Source organism: Microbacterium panaciterrae (assembly GCF_039541635.1).
In the GTDB taxonomy this organism is placed as follows: Bacteria; Actinomycetota; Actinomycetes; order Actinomycetales; family Microbacteriaceae; genus Microbacterium; species Microbacterium panaciterrae.
Genome location: NZ_BAABGP010000010.1, coordinates 17,332 through 39,130 on the forward strand (window position 1 = coordinate 17,332; position 21,799 = coordinate 39,130).

Sequence of the window (21,799 nt, forward strand, 5' to 3'; positions counted from 1 at the left end):
TGTGCCGCTCAGGCCGACGGCGACGGGCTCGCCGTCGGGCCGTTCAGGGCGCTCTGGTACTCGGCGCGGATCTTGTCCCCACCGGCGCTCTTCCAGCTCGAGATCGCGCTCTTCACCTCGTTCAGCGAACCACGGCCGGCGATGAAGTTGGTGACGGTATCGCTGATCGGCTTCGCGATGGTGAGGCCCTGCTGCGCGTAGGTCGGGCTGAACAGACCCTGCGTCGGATCGGCCACGCCGAGCGGGACCAGTTTCGAGTACGCGGCGTGCAGCGTCTTGATCGCGTCGGGGAACTGCGGCGAGTAGAGCGTGTTCGGGCCCGCGGCCAGGTACTTCCACGGCACGGCCGTGTCGAGCGCGGCCTGCGGCGTGGGCACGGGGTTGCCCTGGGCGTCCTTCGTGTAATCCGCACCCTCGACGCCGTAGTTCATGAGCAGATACTCCTCGCTCCCGAACGGCGACGCCAGGAAGTTGGCGACCTGCAGCACCAGCTTGATGTGATCGGCGCTGCCCTTCTTTACCATGGTCCAGGCGAAATCGATGTTGTCCAGCCAGACCGTCGCCTTGCCGCCGTGGGCGCTGAACGGCAGGAACGGCGCGACCTTGTTGGCCGGGTTCGCCGCCGGGACGGTCTGCTGGTAGCCGCCGGGCTTGCCGAACGCGGGCAGTCCGTCGTAGATCTGCGCGACCTGGCCCGAGATGAACGCGTTCGACATCTGCGACTTCGTCCACCCCTCGCTGCCCGGCGCGTAGCAGCCCGCCGCGTACAGCTTCTGCACGAAGCTGATCGCCTCCAGATACTCCGGGGTTTCGAAGTCCTTGACGAGCTTGCCGTTCTTCAGGGTCCAGTTGTACGGCACGTGGAAGATGTGCTCGAACGGGATGAGACCGAACTTGGTGCTGCCGAGCGCCCAGCGGTTCGCGCCCGTGAGCTGCTTGGCGAGCGCGAAGTAGTCGTCCGCGCTCTTGATCGTGCTGGTGTCGGAGACGCCGGCCGCTTCGAAGAACGTCTGGTTGATGAACCCGGATCCGCCGGTCATGCCGCGGGGGATCGGGATGCCGAAGAGCTTGCCGTTCTGCACGGTCGGCTTCCAGAACGCCTGGGGGATGTTCGCCAGGTTCGGGTAGGCCTTGACCTTGTCGCCGGCCAGGAACGGCGTGAGGTCCTGGCACGCCGACTCCAGGAAGCCGATGATGTCGGCGATCGCGGCGCCGTCGTTGAGCATGAGGTCAGGCATGTCGCTGCCCGCGATCACCGTGTTCAGCTTGGTGTCGTAGTCGTCGCTGGACACGGCGGTGATGTCGACCGTGCCGCCCAGGCGCTTGAGGATCGCCTGCCACGCCGGATTGTTGTCGGCCGGGGTCGGCGGCGGGCCGAAGATGTTCGTGATCGCCGAGACCTTCTGCCCCTTCATGAACGGCGCGGCGACCGCCCGGAATGGCTTCGCCGGGTAGTTCAGGAACGCCGCCGGCACCCCGGCGGCGGTGCCGGGAAGATCGGCCGTCACGCCGGAGAGCGGGATGTATTTCGGCAGCACGGAGGCCGAGGCCGCCGATGCGTTCAAAGCGGTCTGCGTGCCGCAGCCGGCCAGCGAGCCGGCGGCCACGACGCCGACGGCGCCGAGAAGGGCGAACGAGAGGAAGGTTCGCCGATTCGTTTCGAGAGCCACGATGGCTCCTTTCTGTCGGGTGGTGCTGTCGGGATGGAGGAGGGGGAGCGGGCGTCAGCCCTTGACCGCACCGGTCAGGACGCCCTTGGTGAAGTACTTCTGCAGGAACGGGTAGACGAGCAGGATGGGCACCAGGCTGATCACGACCACCGCCATCTGGATCGCCTGCGAGGGCGCCGAGATCTCGCCGACCGAGGCGGTGTCCAGCGGGGACCCGAGCAGCACGTACTGCCGGAGGATCATCGACAGCGGCCACTGATCGCTCTTCAGATAGAGCATCGCGTTGAAGAACGCGTTCCAGTACGACACCGCGTAGAACAGCCCGACGACGGCCAGCACGCCCTTGGAGAGCGGGAGCACGAGCTTCACGAGGATCCTGAAGTCTCCGGCGCCGTCGATCCGCGCCGCCTCGAACAGCTCCTGCGGCAGCCCCATGAAGAACGAGCGCACCACGACGAGGTTGAAGGCGGAGACGAGAGTCGGCAGCACCAGGGCCGCGTAGCTGCCCAGCAGACCGAGCTGCTTGACCATGAGGAAGCTGGGGATGATGCCGGGGGTGAACAGCATCGTGAACAGCGCCGTCAGCAGGATGAACTTGCCGAATGCGAGATCGCGGCGGGAGAGCCCGTAGGCCATGCCCACGGTCGCGGCGAGCGAGAGCACCGTGCCGATCACCGTGATCAGGATGCTGCGCACGAGGGCCGCCGTGACCACGCCGCCCGCGAAGATCGTCTCGTAGGCCGCGAAGGTCGGATGCAGCGGGATCAGCACGAGGCCGTTCGCGTTGGCGATGTCGGTGCTGTCCGACAGGCTCGTCGAGATCACCGTGAGGAACGGGTAGATCGTGACGATGCAGATCAGCGTGATCACGATCGCCTTGCCAGTCCTGCCCAGCGTGCTGGGCCGCTCCATCCAGACCGGCCGTGCGGAGTCCATCCGGCGGCCGTTTCGGCGATTCTTCGGCATGACGACCGCTCTGGTCGTCAGCTGCACGTCACTTGCCACTGGAGTACACCCCTTCCTGGCCGAACAGATGAGCGACCTTGTTGGCGCCGAGCACGAGGGCGAGCCCGACGACGCCCTTCACCAGGCCGACGGCGGCCGCGGGCCCCCATTGCCCGTTCTGGATGCCGTTGTAGTAGACCCAGGTGTCGAGGACCTCGCCCGCACCTGCCCCGACGTTGTCGCGCTGCAGCACGATCTGCTCGAAGCCGACCGAGAGGATGCTGCCGAGGTTCAGGATCAACAGCAGGATGACCACGGGCATGATCCCGGGGATCGTGATGCTGCGCATGCGCTGCCAGGGACCGGCGCCGTCGACCGCCGCCGCCTCGTACAGCTCCTGGTCGATGTTCATCAGGGCCGCGAGGAAGATGATCGTGCCCCAGCCCGCGTCCTTCCAGGCGGACTGGATGGAGACCAGGAACGGGAAGAACCACGGCGTGGTCATCGCCTCGAACGGCGGCAGCCCGATCGCCTGCATGACGTGGGGCACCACGCCGGTCGCGCCGAGCACCTGGTTGAAGATCGACACGATGATGACCCAGCCGAGGAAGTGCGGCAGGTAGACGACGCTCTGCACGAACTTGCGGATCCGGCCGGACATGATGCTGTTCAGCAGCAGCGCCAGCACGATCGGGATCGGGAAGAATAGCACCAGCTGCAGGCCGGTGATGACGAGTGTGTTGCGCAGCGCCTGCCAGAACGTGGGATCGCCGAAGATCTTCACGAAGTTGTCGAGTCCCGCCCACGCGCTGTCGATGAAGCCGAGATAGGGCTGGTAGTTCTCGAACGCCACGATGTTGCCGGGCAGCGGCAGCCAGTGGAACACCACGAAGTACAGGAAGCCCGGGGCGACCAGCATCAGCATCATCCGGTCGCGCTTGATCCGCGCCCACAGGGTGCGCTTCTTCTTGACCGGGACGCCGCCGACGCTCCGGACGCGCCGGTGGCGCGCCGGCGTCTCCGGGATGGGGCTCGTGCCGGAGGCGCGGTCGGCGGGGGTGGTCGTGCTCTGCACGAGTGCCTCGCTGTAGCTGCTCATCATCAACCTCGATACGCGACGCGGGGAGAGCGTCATCGGTTCTCCGCAACCACTAGAAAGCGCTTGCTATTTCTGCGACGGTACAGAATGTCGTCGGAGTGTCAACGCCGACCTGAAAATCGTTGAAGTGTGTGATTTACGAGGTTTTATGAAAGAGGATCGGTGAGCCAGTTGGACGTGAGGCATAGTATGCGCTTACTATCAGAAACGGAAAGAAGGGATCGACGTGGATCAGGATCTCGCGACGACAAGGCCGACGGCCGTGGTCGTCATGGCGGAGGAGTCGTTCGCCGAGGTGTTCTCCGCCCAGGCGCTCGCCCGGCTGCGGAGCGTGGTGGACCTGGTGGGTCCGCTGCCGATCGTCGACTTCGACGCGCCCGCTGCCCGCGCGGCCCTGCGCGACGCCACGGTGATGCTCACCGGGTGGGGCACGCCGCGCATCGACGCCGCGGTGCTCGATCTCTGCCCCCGGCTCGAGGTCCTGGCGCATACGGCAGGCACGGTCAAGACCTTCCTCGACCAGGAGGCCTTCCGCCGCGGAATCAGAGTCAGCACGGCGGCTTTCGCGAACGCGACGCCGGTCGCGGAGTTCACCTTCGCCGCGATCGTGTTCGGTCTCAAGCGGGCGAGCCGCTTCGCGGATCAGCTGCGCACCACGCGACGTCGTCGGTCTGTTGCGGGCGTGCCGCCGATCGGGGCGAACGGCGTGACCATCGGCATCCTCGGGGCCTCGCGCGTGGGGCGGGAGGTGATCCGTCTCGTGCGGCTGCTGCACGCGCGGATCCTCGTCTGCGATCCCTACCTGACCGCGGAGGAGGCCCAGCGCCTCGGCGTCGAGGCCGTGCCGCTGGACGAGCTGTGCCGCCGCAGCGACGTGCTCACCCTGCATGCGCCGAGCACGCCTGACACCCGGCACATCATCTCGGCCCGCGAGCTCGCTCTGCTGCGCGACGGCGCAGTGATCGTCAACACCGCGCGCGGCGCGCTGATCGACACCGCGGCGCTCGCCGCGGAGGCCGTGACAGGGCGTCTGGACGCGTATCTCGACGTCACCGACCCCGAACCGCTGCCGGAGGGGTCGCCGCTGTACTCGCTGCCGAATGTGGTGCTGACGCCGCACATCGCGGGTGCGCTGGGCAATGAGATCCACCGGCTGGGCGACTCCGCTGTGCGCGAGGTCGAGCACTACGTTGGTCGAGGGACCCTCGTGCACGAACTGCGTGCCGACGAGCTGGCCTACACCGCCTGACCGATGCCGGGCGCACAGCCGCGACGGGGGTCGCGGGATCGACGAAGGGAGGACGGGATGACGACGCAAAGCGAGAGCGCAGCGATCCGCGGGGCGCACACCGTCACGATGTCGGACGTGGCCCAGCAGGCCGGCGTCTCGTCGGCCACCGTGTCGCGCGTCCTGAACGGCAACTATCCGGTTGCGCAGTCCACCCGCGACGCCGTCAAGCGCGCGATCGACGACCTCGGCTACACCGCGAACGCGCATGCCCGTGCGCTCGCCAGCTCCTCCACGCACAGCGTCGGCATCATCGTGAACGACCTCGTCGATCCGTTCTTCTCGTACATCGTGCGCGGCGTCGAGCAGGAGGCCGCGACGACAGGGCGCCTGTGCATCGTGGCAGCGTCCCAGGGCGACGTCGATCGCGAGATCGAGCTCATCGACCGCATGATCAGCCAGCGTACCGACGCGGTGATCGTGGTCGGTGGCGGATACGACGATGCCAGCGCCCGACGGCGCATGGCGGAGCGCGCCAGAACGCTGGCCGGGATAGGATCCGCGCTCGTGCTGTGCGGACGCCCGTCGGTGGGCGAGAACGTGCCCACCAAGATCGTCGGTTATGACAACGAGGGCGGTGCCTTCGCCGTGACCGAGCACCTGATCTCCCAGGGGCACCGCAGGATCGTCTATCTCGGCGGGCCGGTGGGGCTCTCCACGAGCGTCGCGCGCCTTGCCGGCTATCGTCGCGCCATGCAGTCGCACGGCTTCGAGGTGACGCCGGAGCTGGTGCGGCAAGGGGCGTTCGGACGGCGGTTCGGGCACGCCGCCATGAGTGAGCTGCTGGATGCCCGGCTCGACGTCACTGCGGTCTTCGCGGCCAACGACCTGGTCGCGGCCGGCGCCCTGGACGCGATGACCGCGCAGGGGGTGCGGGTGCCGGAGGACATCTCCCTGGTCGGATACGACGACATCCCGCAGTCGAGCGAGCTCACCCCGAAGCTGACCACGGTGCACGTGCCGCTCGAGGACATGGGGCGCGAAAGCGTGCGCCTCGCGCTCAGCCGCACGGACGACGCGTTCGGCCGTCACGCCGACGGCGAGATCATCGTCGGCACGCGGCTCATCGTTCGGGAGTCGGTCGCGGCCCCGGCGGCCGTCCCGTGGGGGCACCGCTAGCGCCAGGTCTTGCCGAACGCCGGCTCAGGACGATGCACGCCGCGCGGACGGATCGACAGCTCATCCGACAGCCCCAGGGCATCGGCGGCGATCCAGATGATCGACAGCCACATCTCGGTTCCCTGCAGCCCCGGCGTCCGGGAGCCGGCGTCGCCGCCGGCGTGCGACGGCGCCGCGAACCCGAATCCCTTCCCCGGCACATGATGCTCGAGCGCGTCGGAGAGCAGCCGCACGAGCACCTCCCGCGCTTCGGCGGCACGATGCGTGGTCTGCCGGCCCAGCAGCCAGAGCGGATGCACGACGTCGAGCACGTTGCACGCGTTCTGTCGCTCCGGCGCGAAGTACTGCGCGTCGCCGGCATGGCGCAGCACCGTGTCGATCGCCCTCTCGGGGTGCGGCAGCGGCACGCCGAACTGCGCGAATGTGCCGCGGGTCAGCCGGTAGTACCCGTTCACGAGCTGCAGCAGATCCCCGCCCTGGGGCGCCGAGCCCCACATGCCCGTCTCGGGCGACACATGCAGCAGCAGCCAGCCGAACAGCGTGGCGGTCGGACGGGCCGACGCGGCGGGGGAGAGCACGGTGTTCCAGCGCAGGGCCGTGCCGACGGCGTCGACGAAGGCGCCGGCGGCCCACGTCCCCTCGCCCCACGGCTGCCTCTCGAGGGCGCGCACGAGCTCGTCGCCGTCGATCGCGAGCGGGTACGCGATGGGGTGCGCGATCGGTGCGCCGAGAAGACCGAGGGCGTAACCGGTGCAGAGCATCCGGTAGTCCGCTCCATCGCCGGGGAAGTCCCCGATCAGCGCGGATGGCCGGCCGTCCGCCTCGAGCTCGGGGAACAGGCCGGTCGCGGGATCCTGCAGTGCGGAGAGTCGTCGAGCGGCCTCGGCACGCGGGGGACGTTCCGGTGCCGTCCCGCTCACGGTGATCGCGATCTCGACCGCGTCGCATTGTGCGCGCAGCGTCGGCACAGCGCCGGGCTTGTCGACGTAGCAGCCCAGGTCCGCTCGCCAGGAGGCATCGAGGATCGCTGTGAGCTCGGATCGGATCCGGGCGTCGAAATCACGCAGCCGCGCTCGCAGGGCGGCGGCCGGATCCTGTCGCCAGCGTCGGATCCGGGCCGGGTTGCCCGCGACGAGTGCGCCCGCGGGGACGTCCCTCGTCACGATGGAACCCGCGCCGATCACTGCCCCGGAGCCGACGCGGACGCCGTCGACGATCACGACGTGTGCTCCGATCCACACGTCGTCGCCGATCACGATCCCCTTCGAGGAGTGCGGCTGCCGGAACACCTCGATGCCGGGCGCGAACCCGTGATTGAAGCCCAGGATCGAGGTCGACGCCCCGATGCGCACCGCGTCGCCTATCGACACCGTGCCGCGAACGGCCGTTCCGATATTGATCGAGCAGTCGTCACCGACGCGCACGTCGCCGGACAGGTGCGCGTGGGCGGCCACGTAGCTGCGATTGCCGAGGTGGAGCTCTGAGGTCTGCACCGCGGCGAGTGGCGAGATGAAGCAGTTCTCGCCGAGAACGGAGGTCGGGTTCTCCCGGACGAACTGCGCCTGCAGGGCCCGCTGCATGTCGCTCTCCTCCGCCGAGGCATCGCCGAGGAAATCCCAGGGAGCGTAGTCGAGATGCTGTGCGTCGAAGGCGCGGGTCATCGGAGGGGCCTCTCTCAGTGCGGGCGATCGGGTCAGAACTCCAGGATGCGGCTGAACGAGTACTGCGCGTTCGCGAAGACGGGGTAGAGCAGGATGCCGGGGACCAGGGCGGCCCCCAGCACGGGCTGGGCGAGGACGGCCGCACCCGTCAGTGCGACCATCGCGAGCGAGAGGAGGCTGAAGTACCAGCGCTGCACGGCCAGGTACAGGGCCGCCTTGACGATGGCCCTGATCGAGACGGATCCGAACATCACGAGGCCGGCGAGCGCGAACAGTGCGACGGCGATCGCTCCGACGCCGAGCACCGCCAGCAGCGGGCCGAGCAGGGGTGCCCAGACGGTGCCTGCGAGCACGGTCCCGTCGAACAGCGCGGCGGCGACCACGACGGCGGTGACGAGCCCCACCACGAAGGCCGCAGCTCCGCGTCTCCGGTACCCGCGCAGGAACGCGAGGACCGGCGTAGAGCGTCCGTCCTCGCGCATGCTGCGGAAGACCTCGAAGGCGCCCGCCAGCGACGGCGCGAGCGTGAGCGACAGCAACAGGAAGAAGGGCCAGGACTGCAGCGAGTCCACGGTCACGAACAGCATGACGGCGAGGGGCAGGTTGAAGACGACGAGCAGCGCGTCGACCACGAGCAGCGCGTACGCATACCCGAAGATCGTGTCGATGCTCTCGTGGTCGAGGCGCGGAATCCGGGCCTTGCGGCGCTCGCCCGTCACCGCGCTCATCCCTTCATCCCGCTCGTCGCGATGCCGGCGATGAAATAGCGCTGCCCGGCGAGGAAGATGGCGAGGATCGGGATCACGCTGATCACGGAGCCGGTCATGATCATCGCGTACTGCGCCGAGTACTGGCCGATGAACGACTGCAGGCCGATCTGCACGGTCCAGAGCTGGTTGCTGGAGAGGTAGATGAACGGGCCCATGTAGTCGTTCCAGGTGTTCACGAACGTGAGCAGCGCCAGGGAGGCGAGCGCCGGCTTCGACAGCGGCAGGATGATCCGCGCCCAGATGCCGTAGTCGCTGAGCCCGTCGATCCTGGCCGCCTCGTTCAGCTCGTCCGGGATGGTCATGTAGTACTGCCGCATCAGGAACACCCCGAACGCGCCGAACGCCTGCAGCAGGATGAGCGCGGCGAAGGTGTTCGTCAGGCCGGCCTTCTGCATCATCACGTACTGCGGGATCATGTACGCCTGCCACGGCACCGCGATCGTCGCGATGTACGCGAGGAACAGGGCATCGCGGCCGGGGAAGCGCACCTTCGAGAAGCCGTAGGCGGCGAAGCTGCCGGTGAGCACCTGCAGGATCGTGATCACGATCGACAGGAAGGCCGAGTTGGCGAGGTAGCCGGCCATCGGGATCTCGGTCCAGATCTTCGCGTAGTTCGTCCACACGAACGTCTTCGGGATCCATTGGATCGGCACCGTGAGCACGTCGACGTCGTTCTTGAACGAGCTGGACAGCATCCAGAAGAACGGCAGCAGCACGATCCCCAGCAGCACGGTCAGCAGCACGTACATCGCGGCCCGGCCGAGACGCGTGCGGGTGCGCCGGGCGCTGCGGGGTGCGCGGGACGCGGAGGGGCGACCGGGTGCGCCGCCGGCGGCGACCTCACGGGCGAGGTCGGAGGCGAGTGAGCTCATCAGCGCTCCCTCCTCTGCTGGATCCGGAACTGGAACACGGTCACGACGAGCACGATCACGAACAGCACGAGCGAGATCGCCGAGGCGTAGCCGAACTGGCCGTTGATGATGCCGTCCTGATAGATGAGCTGCGAGAGCACCAGGGTCGCCCTGCCCGGCCCGCCCTGGGTCATCACGAAGATGAGGTCGAAGACCTTGAAGCTCGACACGCTCAGCAGCACGAGCACCAGGAACGTGGTGGGGCGCAGCGACGGCAGCGTGATGTTCCAGAAGGTGCGCCACCTGCCGGCGCCGTCCACGGACGCGGCCTCGTAGTACTCGTGCGGGATCGCCTGCAGGCCGGCGAGGAACAGCACCATGTAGTACCCCATATCGCGCCACACGCCGGTGATGATCACGGCCGGCAGCGCCCAGGTGGTGCTCGCCGTCCAGCCGGGCGGGTGCGCGATCCCGATCAGGTGCAGGAACTGGTTGATCGGGCCGCTGGTCGGGTTGAACAGCATGTTCCACACGATCGCGATCGCGACGAGCGAGGTGATGTACGGGAAGAAGATCGCGACACGGAAGAATGCGATGCCGCGCAGCTTCTGGTTCAGCAGCAGGGCCAGGCACAGGGAGATCGCGAGAGTGAGCGGCACGTGCCCCACCGCGTAGAGCACGGTGTTCAGCAGTGCGACGTGGAAGCTGTCATCGCCGAAGAGGCGGGTGAAGTTGCGGATCCCGATGAACTCCGGGGCGTTGAAGCCGTCCCACTTCATGAAGGCGAGGCCGAACGCCGCGATGACGGGGACGAGCGTGAACAGGGCGAAGCCGACGAAGTTCGGGAGGATGAAGCTCCACCCGACCAGGATGCTGCGGCGGCGCATGCGGCGTCCTGCGGCAGCCCGCGACGTCGGCGGCGGGGCGGGTGGTCGATCGGCGATCGTGGTCATGATGTCCTCGTTCCGGAACGGGAAGGGGTGGGTCCGGTCCCTGAGCTGTGGTCGGTCCCTGAGCCTGTCGAAGGGGCTTCGACAGGCTCAGCGGCCGGGTGCCTCACTGCTGCAGCACCTCGTTCTTGACGCGGCTCGCCATCTCGGTGAGCACGTCGGACACGGGCTTGCTGCCGGTCATGATCAGCTGGTGCTCCTGGTTGAGCACGCCGCCGATCGCCGCCGCATCGGGGCCGGTGGGGCCGTCCGGGCGGATCGTGTCGGGCGCGAACGCCTTCTTCGAGAGGCTGTCCTGCGGCATGCCGGGCAGCGCGAAGTATGCCTTGGTGATGTCGGCGCCGTGGTAGGCGGGGACGATCCCGACGCCGACGACGGCCTTGGCGCCTTCGGGGCCGGAAGCGAAGGCGAGGAACTTCTTCGCCGCCGCGGTGTTCTTCGCGTTCTTGTTGATGCCGAAGCCCGTGGGCCCGCCCATCGTGGTGATCTTGCTCCCGGACTTCAGCTGCGGAATCGGCGCGATCCCCCAGTTCACGTTCGTGGTGCCGGCCTTCTTGTCGGCCAGCAGGGGCGCGATCAGCCAGCTGCCCATCGGCACCATCGCGGCCTTGCCGGTCTCGAACATGTTCTGGTAGCTGGTCTTCTGGCTGTTCGCGGTGGCCCAGTCCATGATGGACCCTGCCTTCTGCATGTCGAGGGTGACCTTGTATTGGTCGGCCATCCAGGAGTAGTCCGGCTTGTCGTACGACTTGTTCTGCTGGACGGCCGCATACCCCTGCACCATCGAGTTCCAGGTGTGGATGTACGCGCCGTAGACCTTGTCGGCGTCGCTGCCGGTGGTGAGCTTCTGCGCGTCGGCGGCGAACTCGTCCCAGGTGAGGTTCTCCGGATCCGGCACACCCGCCTTCTGGAACAGGTCCTTGTTGTAGTAGAGCACGTGGAAGTCCTGCCGGTACGGGGTCGCGTAGGTCGAGCCCTGGTAGGTGTACTGCTGCAGCGCGGGGATCTTGTCCGCGGGCAGCTCCTTGACGACGTCGTCGACCTTCTGGAACTGCTGCTTTTTGACGTAGCCGCCGAAGTCGGTGAGGTTCTTCACCGTGATGATGTCGGTGCTGTCGCCACCGGCGAGCATGGTCGTGATCTTGTCCTCGTAGTTCACCGAGGGGATGTCGACGGGTTGCACGGTGATGTTCGGGTTCGCCTTCTCGAACGCCGAGATCAGGGCGTTGAACTCCGGCGTCTTCTGCAGATCCCACAGCGCGATGGTCAGGGTGGACTTCGCGCTGCCGTCCGAGGCGGTGGATGCGGGCGTCGAGGTGCCGGCACAGCCGGCGAGGACGAGCGCCGCCGCGGCGACAGTGCCGACGGCGATGAGCTTTCTCTTCATGCGGGGTGACTCCTTTGGGTGCGGGATGGGATGGTGCGGGTCGGGAGGATCAGGCGATCAGCCGCAGCGCGTCGACGGTGACCTCCTCGTGCAGGGGGAGCCCTGCGGTGAAGCGTTCGAGCTCATCGAGGGCGGCGTCCGTCATGCGATGCAGCTCGGATCCGAGGGATCCGGCCAGGTGTGGAGTGATCATGACGTTCGGCAGGCGGTACAGAAGCGAGTCGGCGGGGAGCGGCTCGGGGTCTGTCACGTCGAGGATCGCGTTCAGGCGACCGCTCGCGCACTCCCGCTCGAGCGCGGCGGTGTCGATCACGCTGCCGCGCGCCGTGTTGATCAGGGTGGCGTGGTCGCGGAGCGCCGCGAGCTCCCCTGCGCCGATCATGTGACGCGTGGAGGGCAGCTCCGGCGCGTGCAGGGAGAGCACGTCGACGCGCGGGAGCAGTTCCTGCAGCGTCGTGTGCACGCCGCCCGCGGCGGCGATCTCGGCCGGATCCGCGTACGGGTCGGCGACCAGGCAGGTGACGTCTTCCAGCTGCTGCACGGTGTCGACGACGCGGCGCCCGACCCTGCTGAAGCCGACCACGCCGATCGTACGCCCGAGGTTGCTGAGCTCCCCGAACCGTTCGGCCGCGAGCCCGTTCAGGCGACGGCTCTCCGGGTCTGCGGCGATGAAGGGCGCCTTCTTGCCGGCGAAGATGATCGCGGCGAGGGTGAACTCGGCTACGGGTACGGCGTTCACGTCCGCGACCGATGCGGCGCGGATCCCCCGTGCCCAGAACTCGTCGCTGACCTGGAGGCGGACGGATCCCGCGCAGTGCAGCATCGCGCGCAGCCGCGGCATCCGGTCGAGCCGCGCGGCGTCGAGGCGCGGGGCGCCCCAGCCCGTGAGCAGCACCTCGACCGTGGCAAGGCGATCGGCGAGGGCGGGATCGTCCAGGTCGTCCGTGAAGACCGGATCCGGCACCATCGCGAGGTCGCGCAGCCGGGAGATCCGCGCGGCATCGAACTGACGCTCGAACACGTCGCGCGACATCACGACGAGAGCTTCGGGGGTGGTCGTTGCGGTCATTCCCGGGGTGTCCGTCCTTCGTCAGATCCCGACGAGGCAGGGCATTGCGTCGTCGCTGAACTCAGTAGATACTCAGACTCGTTCGAGATGAAACAGAACGATCCGATTCGCACAAATACCGACATGAACGAAGGTGTGACCATGGCATCCGATGCCCTCTCCCGGGTCAGCGCACACGCGGCGCCTCCCGACGGGACGATCGTGGTTCCCGCGGAATTCCGCGGGCCGCTGTTCGCGGAGTGGGGAGCGGCGATGCGCGCGGATGCGCTGCACGCATCGTTCGACGGACTCGATCCGGAGACGCTGCGTGAGCGGGTCGGCATCCCGCCGCTCGCCCGCCGCGAGGTGTGGGATCGGATGGATCCGATCACGATCGAACGCATCGGCGATGCCGCCGCGGCGGATCTCGGGCGGCCCTGGCCGGACGCGCTCGGCTCGCTGTTCGCCCGGTACGTCCGCGACGGCGATCGCGCCGCCTACGAGCGCGCGGTGTCGGACCGCCAGGAGCGGCTGACACGGGCCGTGATCACGGCGGCCGCCACGGGTGCGGAGCGCTGGATCGACGAGGCGGCCGACGGTGCGGTGGTGCTGTGCGAGCAGAGCACGTGGTCCCTGCCCGCGCATGACGACGCGCACACCCGCCGCGGGTTCGTGCTGCCCGACGTCTCCTCGCCCTACCTGGACCTCGTGGCGGGGGAGATCGTGGCGCAGCTGGCGGTCGCGGACCGGATCCTCGGCGGGCGCTGGGCGCCGTCCTGGCCGGGGTTGCGGGAGCGGATCCGGCACGAGGCGGAAGTGCGCGTGTTCACGCCGTTCGAGACGCGTGACGACCTGTGGTGGCTGGGCTACTGGCGCGACGTGAACAACTGGAATCCGTGGATCCTCGGCAACGTGCTGCTCGCGGCGATGCTGCTGCTGGACGACACCGCACGCGTGGCGCGCATGACGGCGAGGGCGCTGGACAGCCTGGACAGGTACGTCGCGGAGCTGCCCGCCGACGGTGCGATCGACGAGGGCGTGGCGTACTGGTGGAACGGCGCCGGGCGCATGCTCGAGATGCTGGAGCTGGTGTCGCGCGCGACCGACGGTGCGCTGGACGCGGCGGCGATCCCGGTCGTCGCGGAGACCCTGCGCTTCCCGATGCGGATGCATCTCGGCGATGACTGGTACGTGAACGTAGCCGACGGCTGGGCCCGGTCGCACGGGCCCGTGCCCTGGCAGCTCCCGTTCCGGTGGGGTGGCAGGATCGGCGACGAGCGGGTCACGGCCTGGGCCCGTGCGGCACGTCGGCCGGGCGCGCCCGTGGCGGACGTCGCCGGTGGGCTGCCGCGGCTGGTGCGGGCGCTCGTCGATGAGTCCTGGCGGGCCGCTCCGCCCGCCTCCGCGCCGCTGCCCGCCGTCGTCTGGCTGCCCTCGGTGCAAGTGCTGGTGTGCCGCGGTGCGGCCGGGGTCGAGGACGGCCTGGCGCTCGCCGCGAAGGGCGGCACGAACGATGAGAACCACAACCACAAGGACCTCGGATCCTTCCTCGTCGCGTCCGGCGGGCGGCCTCTGCTCGTGGACGTGGGCAAGCCGACGTACACCGCGCAGACCTTCGGCGCCGACCGGTACGGGATCCGCGCGATGCAGAGCAGCTGGCACAGTGCGCCCGCGCCGCTCGGCCTCGAGCAGGGCGAGGGCCCGGACTTCGTCGCGCGGGTGATCTTCGCGCCGCCGGGTGAGCCGGGGGAGGCCGCGGCCGCGCACACGCAGGGGCCGGTCGAGCTCGAGCTGGAACTCGCGGGCGCGTACGCCCTCGCGGACGGCGATTCGTGGCGGCGCAGGTTCCGATTCCTCGGAGCCGGCGCCCTGGACGGAGCCGCGGACCGGATCGAGATCATCGACCGCTGGCGGCTGCAGGAGGACGGCCGGAACAGGGTGCACCTCATCGCGTCGGGCTCGGTCGAGCCGCGCGGCGAGGGAGTGGAGGTCGCCGCCGACGGGCATCGGATCCGGATCACGGCGACCCTCGAGGGCGGCGCCGCGGTCGTCCCGACGGTCGAGGAGTGGGAGCTCGACGATCCCGAGCTCATCGCCGTGTGGGGCGCGGTGCTCACCCGCCTCGTCTACGACCTCCCGGCCAGGGCGGGCGCCCTCACGACCGTGGTCGAGGAGCTGTCGTGAGCGGGAAGGATCCGCTGTTCGCGCTGCAGCGCCGGGAACGGATCATGGACGAGATCCGGGAGCACGGCTCGGTCGGCGTGTCCTCGATCGCCCGACGGCTCGGGGTGAGCGAGCTCACCGTGCGCCGTGACATCAACACCCTCGCCCAGCAGGGACTGGTCACCCGCGTGCACGGCGGAGCCACACTGCGCAGCGCCATCGAGCCCGGCCTCAGCCCGGCGCTGGTCGGGCACGATCCGGCCGTCACCCGGTACACGATCGGCATGGTCGTGCCCTCTCTGGAGTACTACTGGCCGCCGATCGTGCACGGGGCGAGGGCCCAGGCCACGCAGCTGCGCGCGCGACTGCTGCTGCGCGCGTCGACCTACGAGCTGCGCGACAACCGGCGCCAGGTCGAGGCGCTCTTGAACACCCCCGGCCTGCACGGCCTGATCGTCGCGCCCGACACGCACGCCGAGCACGGGATCGAGATGCTGGAGTGGCTGGACGCGCTCCCGGTGCCGGTCGTCCTCGCCGAGCGCCGCGTGCGCGCGGCTGCCGCCGCCCCGCACCTCGAATCCGTCGTCTCGGATCATGCGGCCGGCGCTGCGCTCGCGGTACGGCACCTGGTGGCTGCCGGGCATGAGCGGATCGGCCTGATCGTGGAGTCCGAGAATCCCACCGGCCGCCACGTGCGGCGCGGCTGGCGGGACGCGCTGCGCTCGCTGGGGCTGCCGGTCGACGTCGTGTCGATGACCGGGGTGCGCTTCGACGCGCCGGGGCGGGAGCGCGAGATGGACGAGGCGCTGCGCCTCATCCGCGAGACCGCGACCACCGCCGTCATCGTGCTGCCGGACCCGCAGGCCCTCGCGCTCGAGCAGCACGCGCTGGACCGGGGGATCCGGGTGCCCCACGACCTCGCGATCGTCGCCTACGACGACGACGTCGCCCGTTTCGGCGATCCCGCCATCACCGCCGTGCGCCCGGCCAAGCAGCACGTCGGGCGTGAGGCGGTCAACCTGCTCATCGCGCGGCTCGAGGCGGGCAGCAGCCGCCCGGCCTACCGTGTGAAGCTCAGCCCCGAGCTGCACGTGCGTGAGTCGTCGCTCCGTCCGAGCATCACCGACGACGCCGGTCCCGCCCCGCGCGTCCCACCCCGCCCACTCCTGAAGGAGACCCTGTGACCGCCTTCGACCCCGCCCGTCTGATCCTGCCCCCGGAAGATCGCGCGCTCTCCCCGCACACCGGATGGACCCGCGCGCACTGGGCCGCCGTCGCCGACCACCTGCTGCTGTCGCTGCGGCCGTATTTCGGATCCAGCCGCAGCCAGGTGCGCCTGCCGGGTGTGGTGAGCAGCAGCGGAGAAGCCAGTGACGGGCTGGAGGGCTTCGCGCGGTCGTTCATGCTCTTCGCGTTCCGGCTCACCGGCGAACGGGGTGCGGACCCGCACGGCTTCCTGGAGTGGTACCACGACGGGCTGATCGCGGGAACGGACCCGTCGAACCCGGAGCGCTGGCCGCGCCCGGACGAGCGCGCGCAGGTGCAGGTGGAGGCCGCCTCGATCGCGCTCGGGCTGCAGCTCACCCGGGAATGGTTGTGGGACGGGCTGGATCCGGTCGCGCAGCGGCAGATCCTCGACTGGCTCGCGTTGAGCCCGGCCGGCGGTTACCCGGACAACAACTGGCTGTGGTTCCGGATCACGGTGGAGACCTTCCTCGCCTCGGTGGGCGGGCCGCACGACCCCGCCCGCATCGCCGCCGACCTTGCGCGGATCGAGGACTACTACCAGACCGACGGCTGGTGGGCCGACGGCGCAGTCCGCGCCTACGACTACTACTGCGGCTGGGCGATGCACCTGTACCCGCTGCTGTGGGCGAGCTCGTCGGGGTCTGCGGAGTTCGGATCCCATGCGCTCGCCCCGGTGTTCCGCGCCCGGCTGGCGGACTTCCTGGATGACTACTCGGCGCTGATCGGCGCGGATGGCGTGCCCGTGCTGCAGGGACGCAGCCTCATCTACCGGTTCGCGACGGCCGCCCCGCTCTGGATGGGCGCGGTCTCCGGCGCGACCCGGCTGCCACTCGGGATGCTGCGCCGAGGGGCGTCGGGGCAGCTGCGCGCCTTCGTGGAACGCGGGGCGATCGACGAGAGCGGCCTGCTCTCGGTCGGCCTGTTCGGCGAGTGGCCGGCGATGGCGCAGACCTACTCCGGTGCGGGCTCGCCGTACTGGGCGTCAAAGGGGTTCCTCGGGCTCGTGCTGCCCGCCGACCACGAGGTGTGGACGGCCGTGGAGCAGCCGCTGCCGATCGAGCAGGGCGACGTGCGCCGGGTGATCCGCCCGGCGGGCTGGCTGGTGAGCGGCACCGCCGCGGACGGCATCGTGCGCGTGATCAACCACGGCGCCGACCACGCTCGCGCCGGTGATCGCACCGGCGACTCGGCCCTGTACGCGCGGTTCGGCTACTCCAGCGCGACCCTGCCGCCGCTGACCGGGGCGACCATCGACGATCCCGCCGACAACATGGTCGGCGCGCTCGACGCCGCGGGCCGGTCCACGCACCGCACCGGGTTCGTGCGCGGTGCGATCGGTGACGACGGGGTGGCCGCGCACGCGAGCTCGGTGGCCGACGCGCACTGGGTCGACTCGAGCATCGACAGCCCCGCCTACGACCACGGATCCGGCCGCGCAGGGGTGGTGACGGACGGTCCGCTGCTCGAGACGGCGAGCGTGCTGCGCGGGTCGTGGGAAGTGCGCGCGACCCGGCGGCTGCCCCGCGCCGGGGTGCCGGAGACACCGCTCCCGCTGCGGGTGAGTGGCTGGCCGCTCACGGGATCCGCCGCCGCGGACGCCGAGGTCGCGGACGGTGCGATCGCGCTCGACCTGGGCGGCCTGAGATCCGAGCTGCGGATCCTGACGGAGAGGGGTGCCGAGAGCGTGAGCGTGTCGGTGCACGTCGAGTCGGGCACCTCGCCGATCGGGGAGATCACGAGCGTGCCGCGGCTGGATGTCTCGGGCGTCGCCGAGGGGGGCATCGTGATCGCCGCCGTCCGGCTCGGGCGGGGGATCGAACCTGCGCCGAGCGCGGTGACCGTGCCCGCCTCGGACGGCGCGATCACAGTGTGCGTCACCTGGCCGGACGGCGCGATCTCGGCGGTGCGGCTCGAAGGCTGAGGCCGGGGCTCAGGGCCGCAGTGCCGCCTCCCAGCGGGCACCCGTCGCGAGCAGCCGCGGCAGGCCCGCGATCAGGCCGCGCCGGGGCAGGCGGTTCATGATCGCGGCCTCCTCGGGCAGTCGGCGCTGCTCGCCGTGGCTGAGGCGGTCCAGGGCGTGCAGCAGGGCGAGCGGATGCGACTCGAGCGCACTGTGCCCGTTCTCGATCTCGACGAGCACGGCGTCCGGTGCGGTGTCGGCGACCTGCCGGGCTACCGCGGCGGGTGTGCGCAGGTCCCGCGATCCCGCGAGCAGGACGGTCGGCCAGTCGAAACCCGCGGCGTCGGCGGGCAGATCGAACGGCTCGCCCGCGAACTGCGGGAACCGGCCCGCGATCGGCGCGTAGGTGAGCGAGGGGTCGAGGGCGGATCCGTCCGGGTCGGGCCCGAAGCCCAGCTCGCGGAACGCGATCGCCCCGACCAGGTCGAACTCGTAGAAGCCCGGAACGTGCGCCTCCGACTCCGCACGATCGACGTAGGTCTCCAGCGCCGTCCACACCGATCCGTGCGAACGCCCCGAACCGGGAAGCCCCTGCAGGCGCTGCTGCAGCAGCGGACCGAGCAGTTCCTCACCGCCCAGTTCGTACGCCGCACGGAGCACGCCGAGCAGGATCCGCGGATCAGAGCCCTCGTCGAGCAATGCGCGCACGGACGCGGCGATCCGGGTGTCCGCGTCGACGAACAGCCCGCGGATCATCGCCCGCTCCGCGTCGCGATCGGCGACGGACTGCAGGGTCGAGTCGAGCAGCATGCCGGCGACGCGATCGGGGTGGCGCACGCCGAATCCCGCCGCGATGTAGCTGCCGTACGAGGATCCGGCGATGTAGGCGGAGTCGACGCCCTCCTCGTCCAGCACGGCGGCGAGGTCGTCGATCACGTCGACCACCCGCATCGCGGACAGGGGCAGGCTGCGCCCGTCGAGATCCGCGCGCGACAGGCCGACCCCGCGGTGCTCCATCATGATGACGTCGAGCCCGCGGGCGGCGGCCGTCCGGCGCAGCCGACGATAGGGGAGCACGGATCCCAGGCCCGGTCCGCCCGGGATGATCACGATCGGGGTCCGTGCTCGCCGCCCCCTGCGCACGTAGGCCAGATCGAAGGCGGGCGAGGTGGCGGTCGCTGCTCGTCGCACGCGCCGCACGCCTCTGACTCCGGCGGCGAGCAACCGGGGCAGCGCGCTCGGCGCGTGCGTCCCCTGTTCCCGGGTGTCCGCGGCTTTCGTCATGCTTCGATTATGCGCGGCCGGGGTAGGCGGGTGCTGGCCGCAACCTATCAGCGGGATAAGGCCCGGTGGCAGCCCGGCGCCCGGGAGCGCTTCAGTGATCTGTGAGGGGGGACGCCATCGCCTCGACCGCGTCGTCGGCCTCGGTCACGATCGCGGCCATCGCGCGCGCGGCCGCCTCGGGGTCGCGGGCCGTGATGGCGGCGGCGACGTCCTGGTGCAGCTGCAGCGCGGTCCTGTCGGCGTGCTTCGGCATCAGCGCGTGCGCGGTGCGACCGTGCAGCAGCGCGGCGACCACGTCGGCGAGGCCGGCGAGATAGGGGTTGCCCGAGCCGCGCAGCACGGCGCGGTGGAAGTCGGTGTCGTGCTGCAGGTAGGCCGGTTCGTCCGCGCGATCGCCGTGCTCGACCATGCCGAGCACCGCCTGCACGAGCGCGGTGCGCTGCTCCGGGCCGGCCTGCGCGGCGGCGAGACGGGCCGCGAGCGGCTCGACGGCGGAGCGCAGCTGGCTGAGCTCGTGCAGCGTCCGCAGCCGGCCGGATCCGTCCAGCCGCCAGCGGATCACCTCGGGTGCGTACGGACTCCATCGTTCGGCGGGCAGGATCTCGACGCCCGCGCGGCGGCGGACGTCCACCATGCCGACCGTCTCCAGGACCCGGACCACTTCCCGCATGGCGGAGCGGGAGGCGCCGAGCTCGGTCGCCACATCGGCGGTCAGCAGGCGAGACCCCGGTGTCAGCACGCCTTCCACGATGCGCACGCCGATCGTGTCGAGCAGCCGCCGGTGCTGCGCGGAAGCTCCGTCACCGGTTCCTTCGCCCATGGCTCCATTATGTCGATAGTCCGGCAAGAAGCCCGATGTTCACCCAGTAACCAGGCGTATTGAGGCTATTGGTTGATTAAGTCCTACTTATCTCGTATGCTGGGGCAAAATCCGCCGCCATATCAAGGAAGCTCATGGCCATGTCCTCGAACCCTCTCGCCGTCCTCCCCGCCCTCCTCGGGGCCGCCGATCCGGTCCCGCCGACCACGACCGCACCGGAGTGGCTGCTGATCGCCGCCGCCCTCTTCGGCATCGCCGTCATCGTGGTGCTGATCACCTGGGTCAAACTGCACCCGTTCCTCTCCCTCGTCATCGGCTCGATCGTCACCGGCCTCGTCGCCGGGATGTCGGCCACGCAGACCATCACGAGCTTCACCAACGGCTTCGGATCCACCGCCGGCGGCGTCGGCGTGCTGATCGCCCTCGGCGCGATCTACGGCAAGCTGCTCGCCGATTCGGGCGGAGCCGACCGCGTCGTCGACACTCTGATCTCGAAGGCGAGCGCCGCGGCGCTGCCGTGGGTGATGGGCCTGGTCGGCGCGCTGATCGGCCTGCCGATGTTCTTCGAAGTGGGCCTGGTGCTGCTGGTGCCGGTGATCATCCTGGTCGCGCGCCGCTCCGGCGTCTCGCTCATGAAGATCGCGATCCCCACCCTCGCGGGCCTCTCCGCGATGCACGGCCTGGTGCCCCCACACCCCGGCCCCCTCGCAGCGATCAGCCTGATCGGCGCGAACCTCGGCGTGACGCTCGCGTTCGGCGTGCTGATCGCGATCCCGACCGTGATCATCGCCGGTCCGCTGTTCGGAAAGCTCGCCGCACGCTGGGTGGACGTCCCCGTGCCGGCGCTGTTCCAGACCGACCAGGACACCGCGCAGCCCGGTGACACCGCCGCGGTCCAGGCGCGCCGCCGCCCGAGCTTCGGCGCGACCCTGTTCAGCATCCTGCTGCCCGTGTTCCTGATGCTGCTGTCGGCCATCGTCGACGTCGTGGCTCCGACCGACACCTCGGCGCTCAAGGGCGTCATCGACTTCCTCGGCAAGCCCGTGATCGCGCTGCTCATCGCCGTGCTGGTCGGCATGGTGGTGCTGGGCCGCGGCGGCGCGATGAGCTCGAAGCAGGTCGGCGCGTCCGTCTCGGCCTCGCTGCCCGCCATCGCCGGGATCCTCCTCATCGTGGGCGCCGGCGGCGGATTCAAGCAGGTCCTCGTCGATTCCACGATCGGCACGGTCATCGCGCACGCGATCTCCGGCATCGGCGGAGCCCTGCCGGCAGTGCTGTTCTTCGCCTGGCTGGTCGCGGTGCTGATCCGCGTCGCCACCGGATCCGCCACGGTTGCGACGATCACGGCCGCCGGGATCCTGCAGCCGCTGGTGCACGACCTGGGCATGTCCTCGGCCGGATCCGCGCTGCTGGTGCTCGCCATCGGATCCGGATCGCTGTTCCTCTCGCACGTCAACGACGCGGGCTTCTGGCTGATCAAGGAGTACTTCGGCCTGAGCATCCCGCAGACGCTGAAGTCGTGGTCGGTGATGGAGTGCCTCATCTCCGTGGTCGGCCTCGCCGGGGTCCTGGTGATCAGCCCGTTCGCGGGCTGAT

The 21,799-nt window shown here is 69.7% G+C and carries 17 protein-coding genes; 6 read left to right on the top strand and 11 right to left on the bottom strand.

Annotation, left to right across the window (positions count from 1 at the left end):
• Window positions 1-8: 8 nt before the first annotated feature.
• From ABD882_RS08035 to ABD882_RS08045, 3 genes are read right to left on the bottom strand one after another with little or no spacing between them, the layout of a single operon-like run.
• Window positions 9-1,670, bottom strand: a complete 1,662-nt coding sequence (locus ABD882_RS08035) for a type 2 periplasmic-binding domain-containing protein (protein WP_345185929.1) — start codon at window positions 1,668-1,670, stop codon at window positions 9-11.
• A gap of 54 nt (window positions 1,671-1,724) precedes the next feature.
• On the bottom strand, window positions 1,725-2,675 hold the full coding sequence (locus ABD882_RS08040; RefSeq protein WP_345185931.1) for a carbohydrate ABC transporter permease: 951 nt from the start codon (window positions 2,673-2,675) through the stop codon (window positions 1,725-1,727).
• Window positions 2,665-3,714, bottom strand: a complete 1,050-nt coding sequence (locus ABD882_RS08045) for an ABC transporter permease (protein ID WP_345185932.1) — start codon at window positions 3,712-3,714, stop codon at window positions 2,665-2,667. Before ABD882_RS08045 ends, ABD882_RS08040 begins: the two co-directional genes overlap by 11 nt.
• Before the next feature lie 226 nt (window positions 3,715-3,940).
• On the opposite strand from ABD882_RS08045, the gene ABD882_RS08050 reads away from it, so the two are divergent.
• Both ABD882_RS08050 and ABD882_RS08055 read left to right on the top strand, forming a co-directional pair.
• Complete coding sequence (locus tag ABD882_RS08050) at window positions 3,941-4,963, top strand: hydroxyacid dehydrogenase (protein WP_345185935.1); 1,023 nt, start codon at window positions 3,941-3,943, stop codon at window positions 4,961-4,963.
• A gap of 57 nt (window positions 4,964-5,020) precedes the next feature.
• Complete coding sequence (locus ABD882_RS08055; protein WP_345185937.1) at window positions 5,021-6,121, top strand: LacI family DNA-binding transcriptional regulator; 1,101 nt, start codon at window positions 5,021-5,023, stop codon at window positions 6,119-6,121.
• Here ABD882_RS08055 and ABD882_RS19110 read toward each other — a convergent pair.
• From ABD882_RS19110 to ABD882_RS08085, 6 genes are all read right to left on the bottom strand, one after another.
• On the bottom strand, window positions 6,118-7,782 hold the full coding sequence (locus ABD882_RS19110) for an acyltransferase (protein ID WP_425563346.1): 1,665 nt from the start codon (window positions 7,780-7,782) through the stop codon (window positions 6,118-6,120). The genes ABD882_RS08055 and ABD882_RS19110 overlap by 4 nt on opposite strands.
• A gap of 32 nt (window positions 7,783-7,814) precedes the next feature.
• Window positions 7,815-8,510: a hypothetical protein gene (locus ABD882_RS08065; RefSeq protein ID WP_345185938.1), complete on the bottom strand. Its 696-nt coding sequence runs from the start codon at window positions 8,508-8,510 to the stop codon at window positions 7,815-7,817.
• Entirely contained in the window at window positions 8,507-9,424 is a 918-nt protein-coding gene (locus ABD882_RS08070; protein ID WP_425563347.1) for a carbohydrate ABC transporter permease, read from the bottom strand. Before ABD882_RS08070 ends, ABD882_RS08065 begins: the two co-directional genes overlap by 4 nt.
• Window positions 9,424-10,356 (bottom strand): carbohydrate ABC transporter permease, encoded by a 933-nt coding sequence (locus tag ABD882_RS08075; RefSeq protein ID WP_345185939.1) that lies wholly within the window; start codon window positions 10,354-10,356, stop codon window positions 9,424-9,426. The genes ABD882_RS08070 and ABD882_RS08075 overlap by 1 nt, the downstream gene beginning before the upstream one ends.
• 103 nt (window positions 10,357-10,459) lie before the next feature.
• Window positions 10,460-11,740: an ABC transporter substrate-binding protein gene (locus tag ABD882_RS08080; RefSeq protein ID WP_345185942.1), complete on the bottom strand. Its 1,281-nt coding sequence runs from the start codon at window positions 11,738-11,740 to the stop codon at window positions 10,460-10,462.
• A gap of 49 nt (window positions 11,741-11,789) precedes the next feature.
• The gene (locus tag ABD882_RS08085; RefSeq protein ID WP_345185943.1) at window positions 11,790-12,809 is read right to left on the bottom strand and encodes a hydroxyacid dehydrogenase; all 1,020 of its coding nucleotides are present in this window, start codon (window positions 12,807-12,809) and stop codon (window positions 11,790-11,792) included.
• A gap of 141 nt (window positions 12,810-12,950) precedes the next feature.
• Between ABD882_RS08085 and ABD882_RS08090 the strand changes: the two genes are divergently transcribed.
• From ABD882_RS08090 to ABD882_RS08100, 3 genes are read left to right on the top strand one after another with little or no spacing between them, the layout of a single operon-like run.
• Window positions 12,951-14,972: a heparinase II/III family protein gene (locus tag ABD882_RS08090; protein WP_345185944.1), complete on the top strand. Its 2,022-nt coding sequence runs from the start codon at window positions 12,951-12,953 to the stop codon at window positions 14,970-14,972.
• On the top strand, window positions 14,969-16,135 hold the full coding sequence (locus tag ABD882_RS08095) for a substrate-binding domain-containing protein (RefSeq protein ID WP_345185946.1): 1,167 nt from the start codon (window positions 14,969-14,971) through the stop codon (window positions 16,133-16,135). Before ABD882_RS08090 ends, ABD882_RS08095 begins: the two co-directional genes overlap by 4 nt.
• Window positions 16,132-18,120, top strand: coding sequence for a DUF2264 domain-containing protein (locus ABD882_RS08100; protein WP_345185947.1), 1,989 nt, complete (start codon window positions 16,132-16,134; stop codon window positions 18,118-18,120). Before ABD882_RS08095 ends, ABD882_RS08100 begins: the two co-directional genes overlap by 4 nt.
• Before the next feature lie 9 nt (window positions 18,121-18,129).
• Here the strand turns inward: ABD882_RS08100 and ABD882_RS08105 are convergent, their stop codons facing one another.
• Together ABD882_RS08105 and ABD882_RS08110 are read right to left on the bottom strand one after the other, a co-directional pair.
• Window positions 18,130-19,383 carry an alpha/beta fold hydrolase gene (locus tag ABD882_RS08105; RefSeq protein WP_345185950.1) on the bottom strand — a complete coding sequence of 418 codons (1,254 nt, stop codon included), beginning with the start codon at window positions 19,381-19,383 and terminating at the stop codon, window positions 18,130-18,132.
• Between the two features lie 91 nt (window positions 19,384-19,474).
• Window positions 19,475-20,203, bottom strand: coding sequence for a FadR/GntR family transcriptional regulator (locus tag ABD882_RS08110; RefSeq protein ID WP_345185951.1), 729 nt, complete (start codon window positions 20,201-20,203; stop codon window positions 19,475-19,477).
• A gap of 140 nt (window positions 20,204-20,343) precedes the next feature.
• Here ABD882_RS08110 and ABD882_RS08115 point away from each other — a divergent pair, with 140 nt between their 5' ends.
• Window positions 20,344-21,798, top strand: coding sequence for a GntP family permease (locus tag ABD882_RS08115; protein ID WP_345185953.1), 1,455 nt, complete (start codon window positions 20,344-20,346; stop codon window positions 21,796-21,798).
• The last annotated feature ends 1 nt before the right edge of the window (window position 21,799 follow it).

Coding starts and splice junctions, on each gene's coding strand:
- ABD882_RS08045 (WP_345185932.1), bottom strand. CDS start 3,714: ATGAGCAGCTACAGCGAGGCACTCGTGCAGAGCACGACCACCCCCGCC.
- ABD882_RS08055 (WP_345185937.1), top strand. CDS start 5,021: ATGACGACGCAAAGCGAGAGCGCAGCGATCCGCGGGGCGCACACCGTC.
- ABD882_RS19110 (WP_425563346.1), bottom strand. CDS start 7,782: ATGACCCGCGCCTTCGACGCACAGCATCTCGACTACGCTCCCTGGGAT.
- ABD882_RS08065 (WP_345185938.1), bottom strand. CDS start 8,510: ATGAGCGCGGTGACGGGCGAGCGCCGCAAGGCCCGGATTCCGCGCCTC.
- ABD882_RS08070 (WP_425563347.1), bottom strand. CDS start 9,424: ATGAGCTCACTCGCCTCCGACCTCGCCCGTGAGGTCGCCGCCGGCGGC.
- ABD882_RS08075 (WP_345185939.1), bottom strand. CDS start 10,356: ATGACCACGATCGCCGATCGACCACCCGCCCCGCCGCCGACGTCGCGG.
- ABD882_RS08080 (WP_345185942.1), bottom strand. CDS start 11,740: ATGAAGAGAAAGCTCATCGCCGTCGGCACTGTCGCCGCGGCGGCGCTC.
- ABD882_RS08085 (WP_345185943.1), bottom strand. CDS start 12,809: ATGACCGCAACGACCACCCCCGAAGCTCTCGTCGTGATGTCGCGCGAC.
- ABD882_RS08090 (WP_345185944.1), top strand. CDS start 12,951: ATGGCATCCGATGCCCTCTCCCGGGTCAGCGCACACGCGGCGCCTCCC.
- ABD882_RS08105 (WP_345185950.1), bottom strand. CDS start 19,383: ATGACGAAAGCCGCGGACACCCGGGAACAGGGGACGCACGCGCCGAGC.
- ABD882_RS08110 (WP_345185951.1), bottom strand. CDS start 20,203: ATGGGCGAAGGAACCGGTGACGGAGCTTCCGCGCAGCACCGGCGGCTG.
- ABD882_RS08115 (WP_345185953.1), top strand. CDS start 20,344: ATGTCCTCGAACCCTCTCGCCGTCCTCCCCGCCCTCCTCGGGGCCGCC.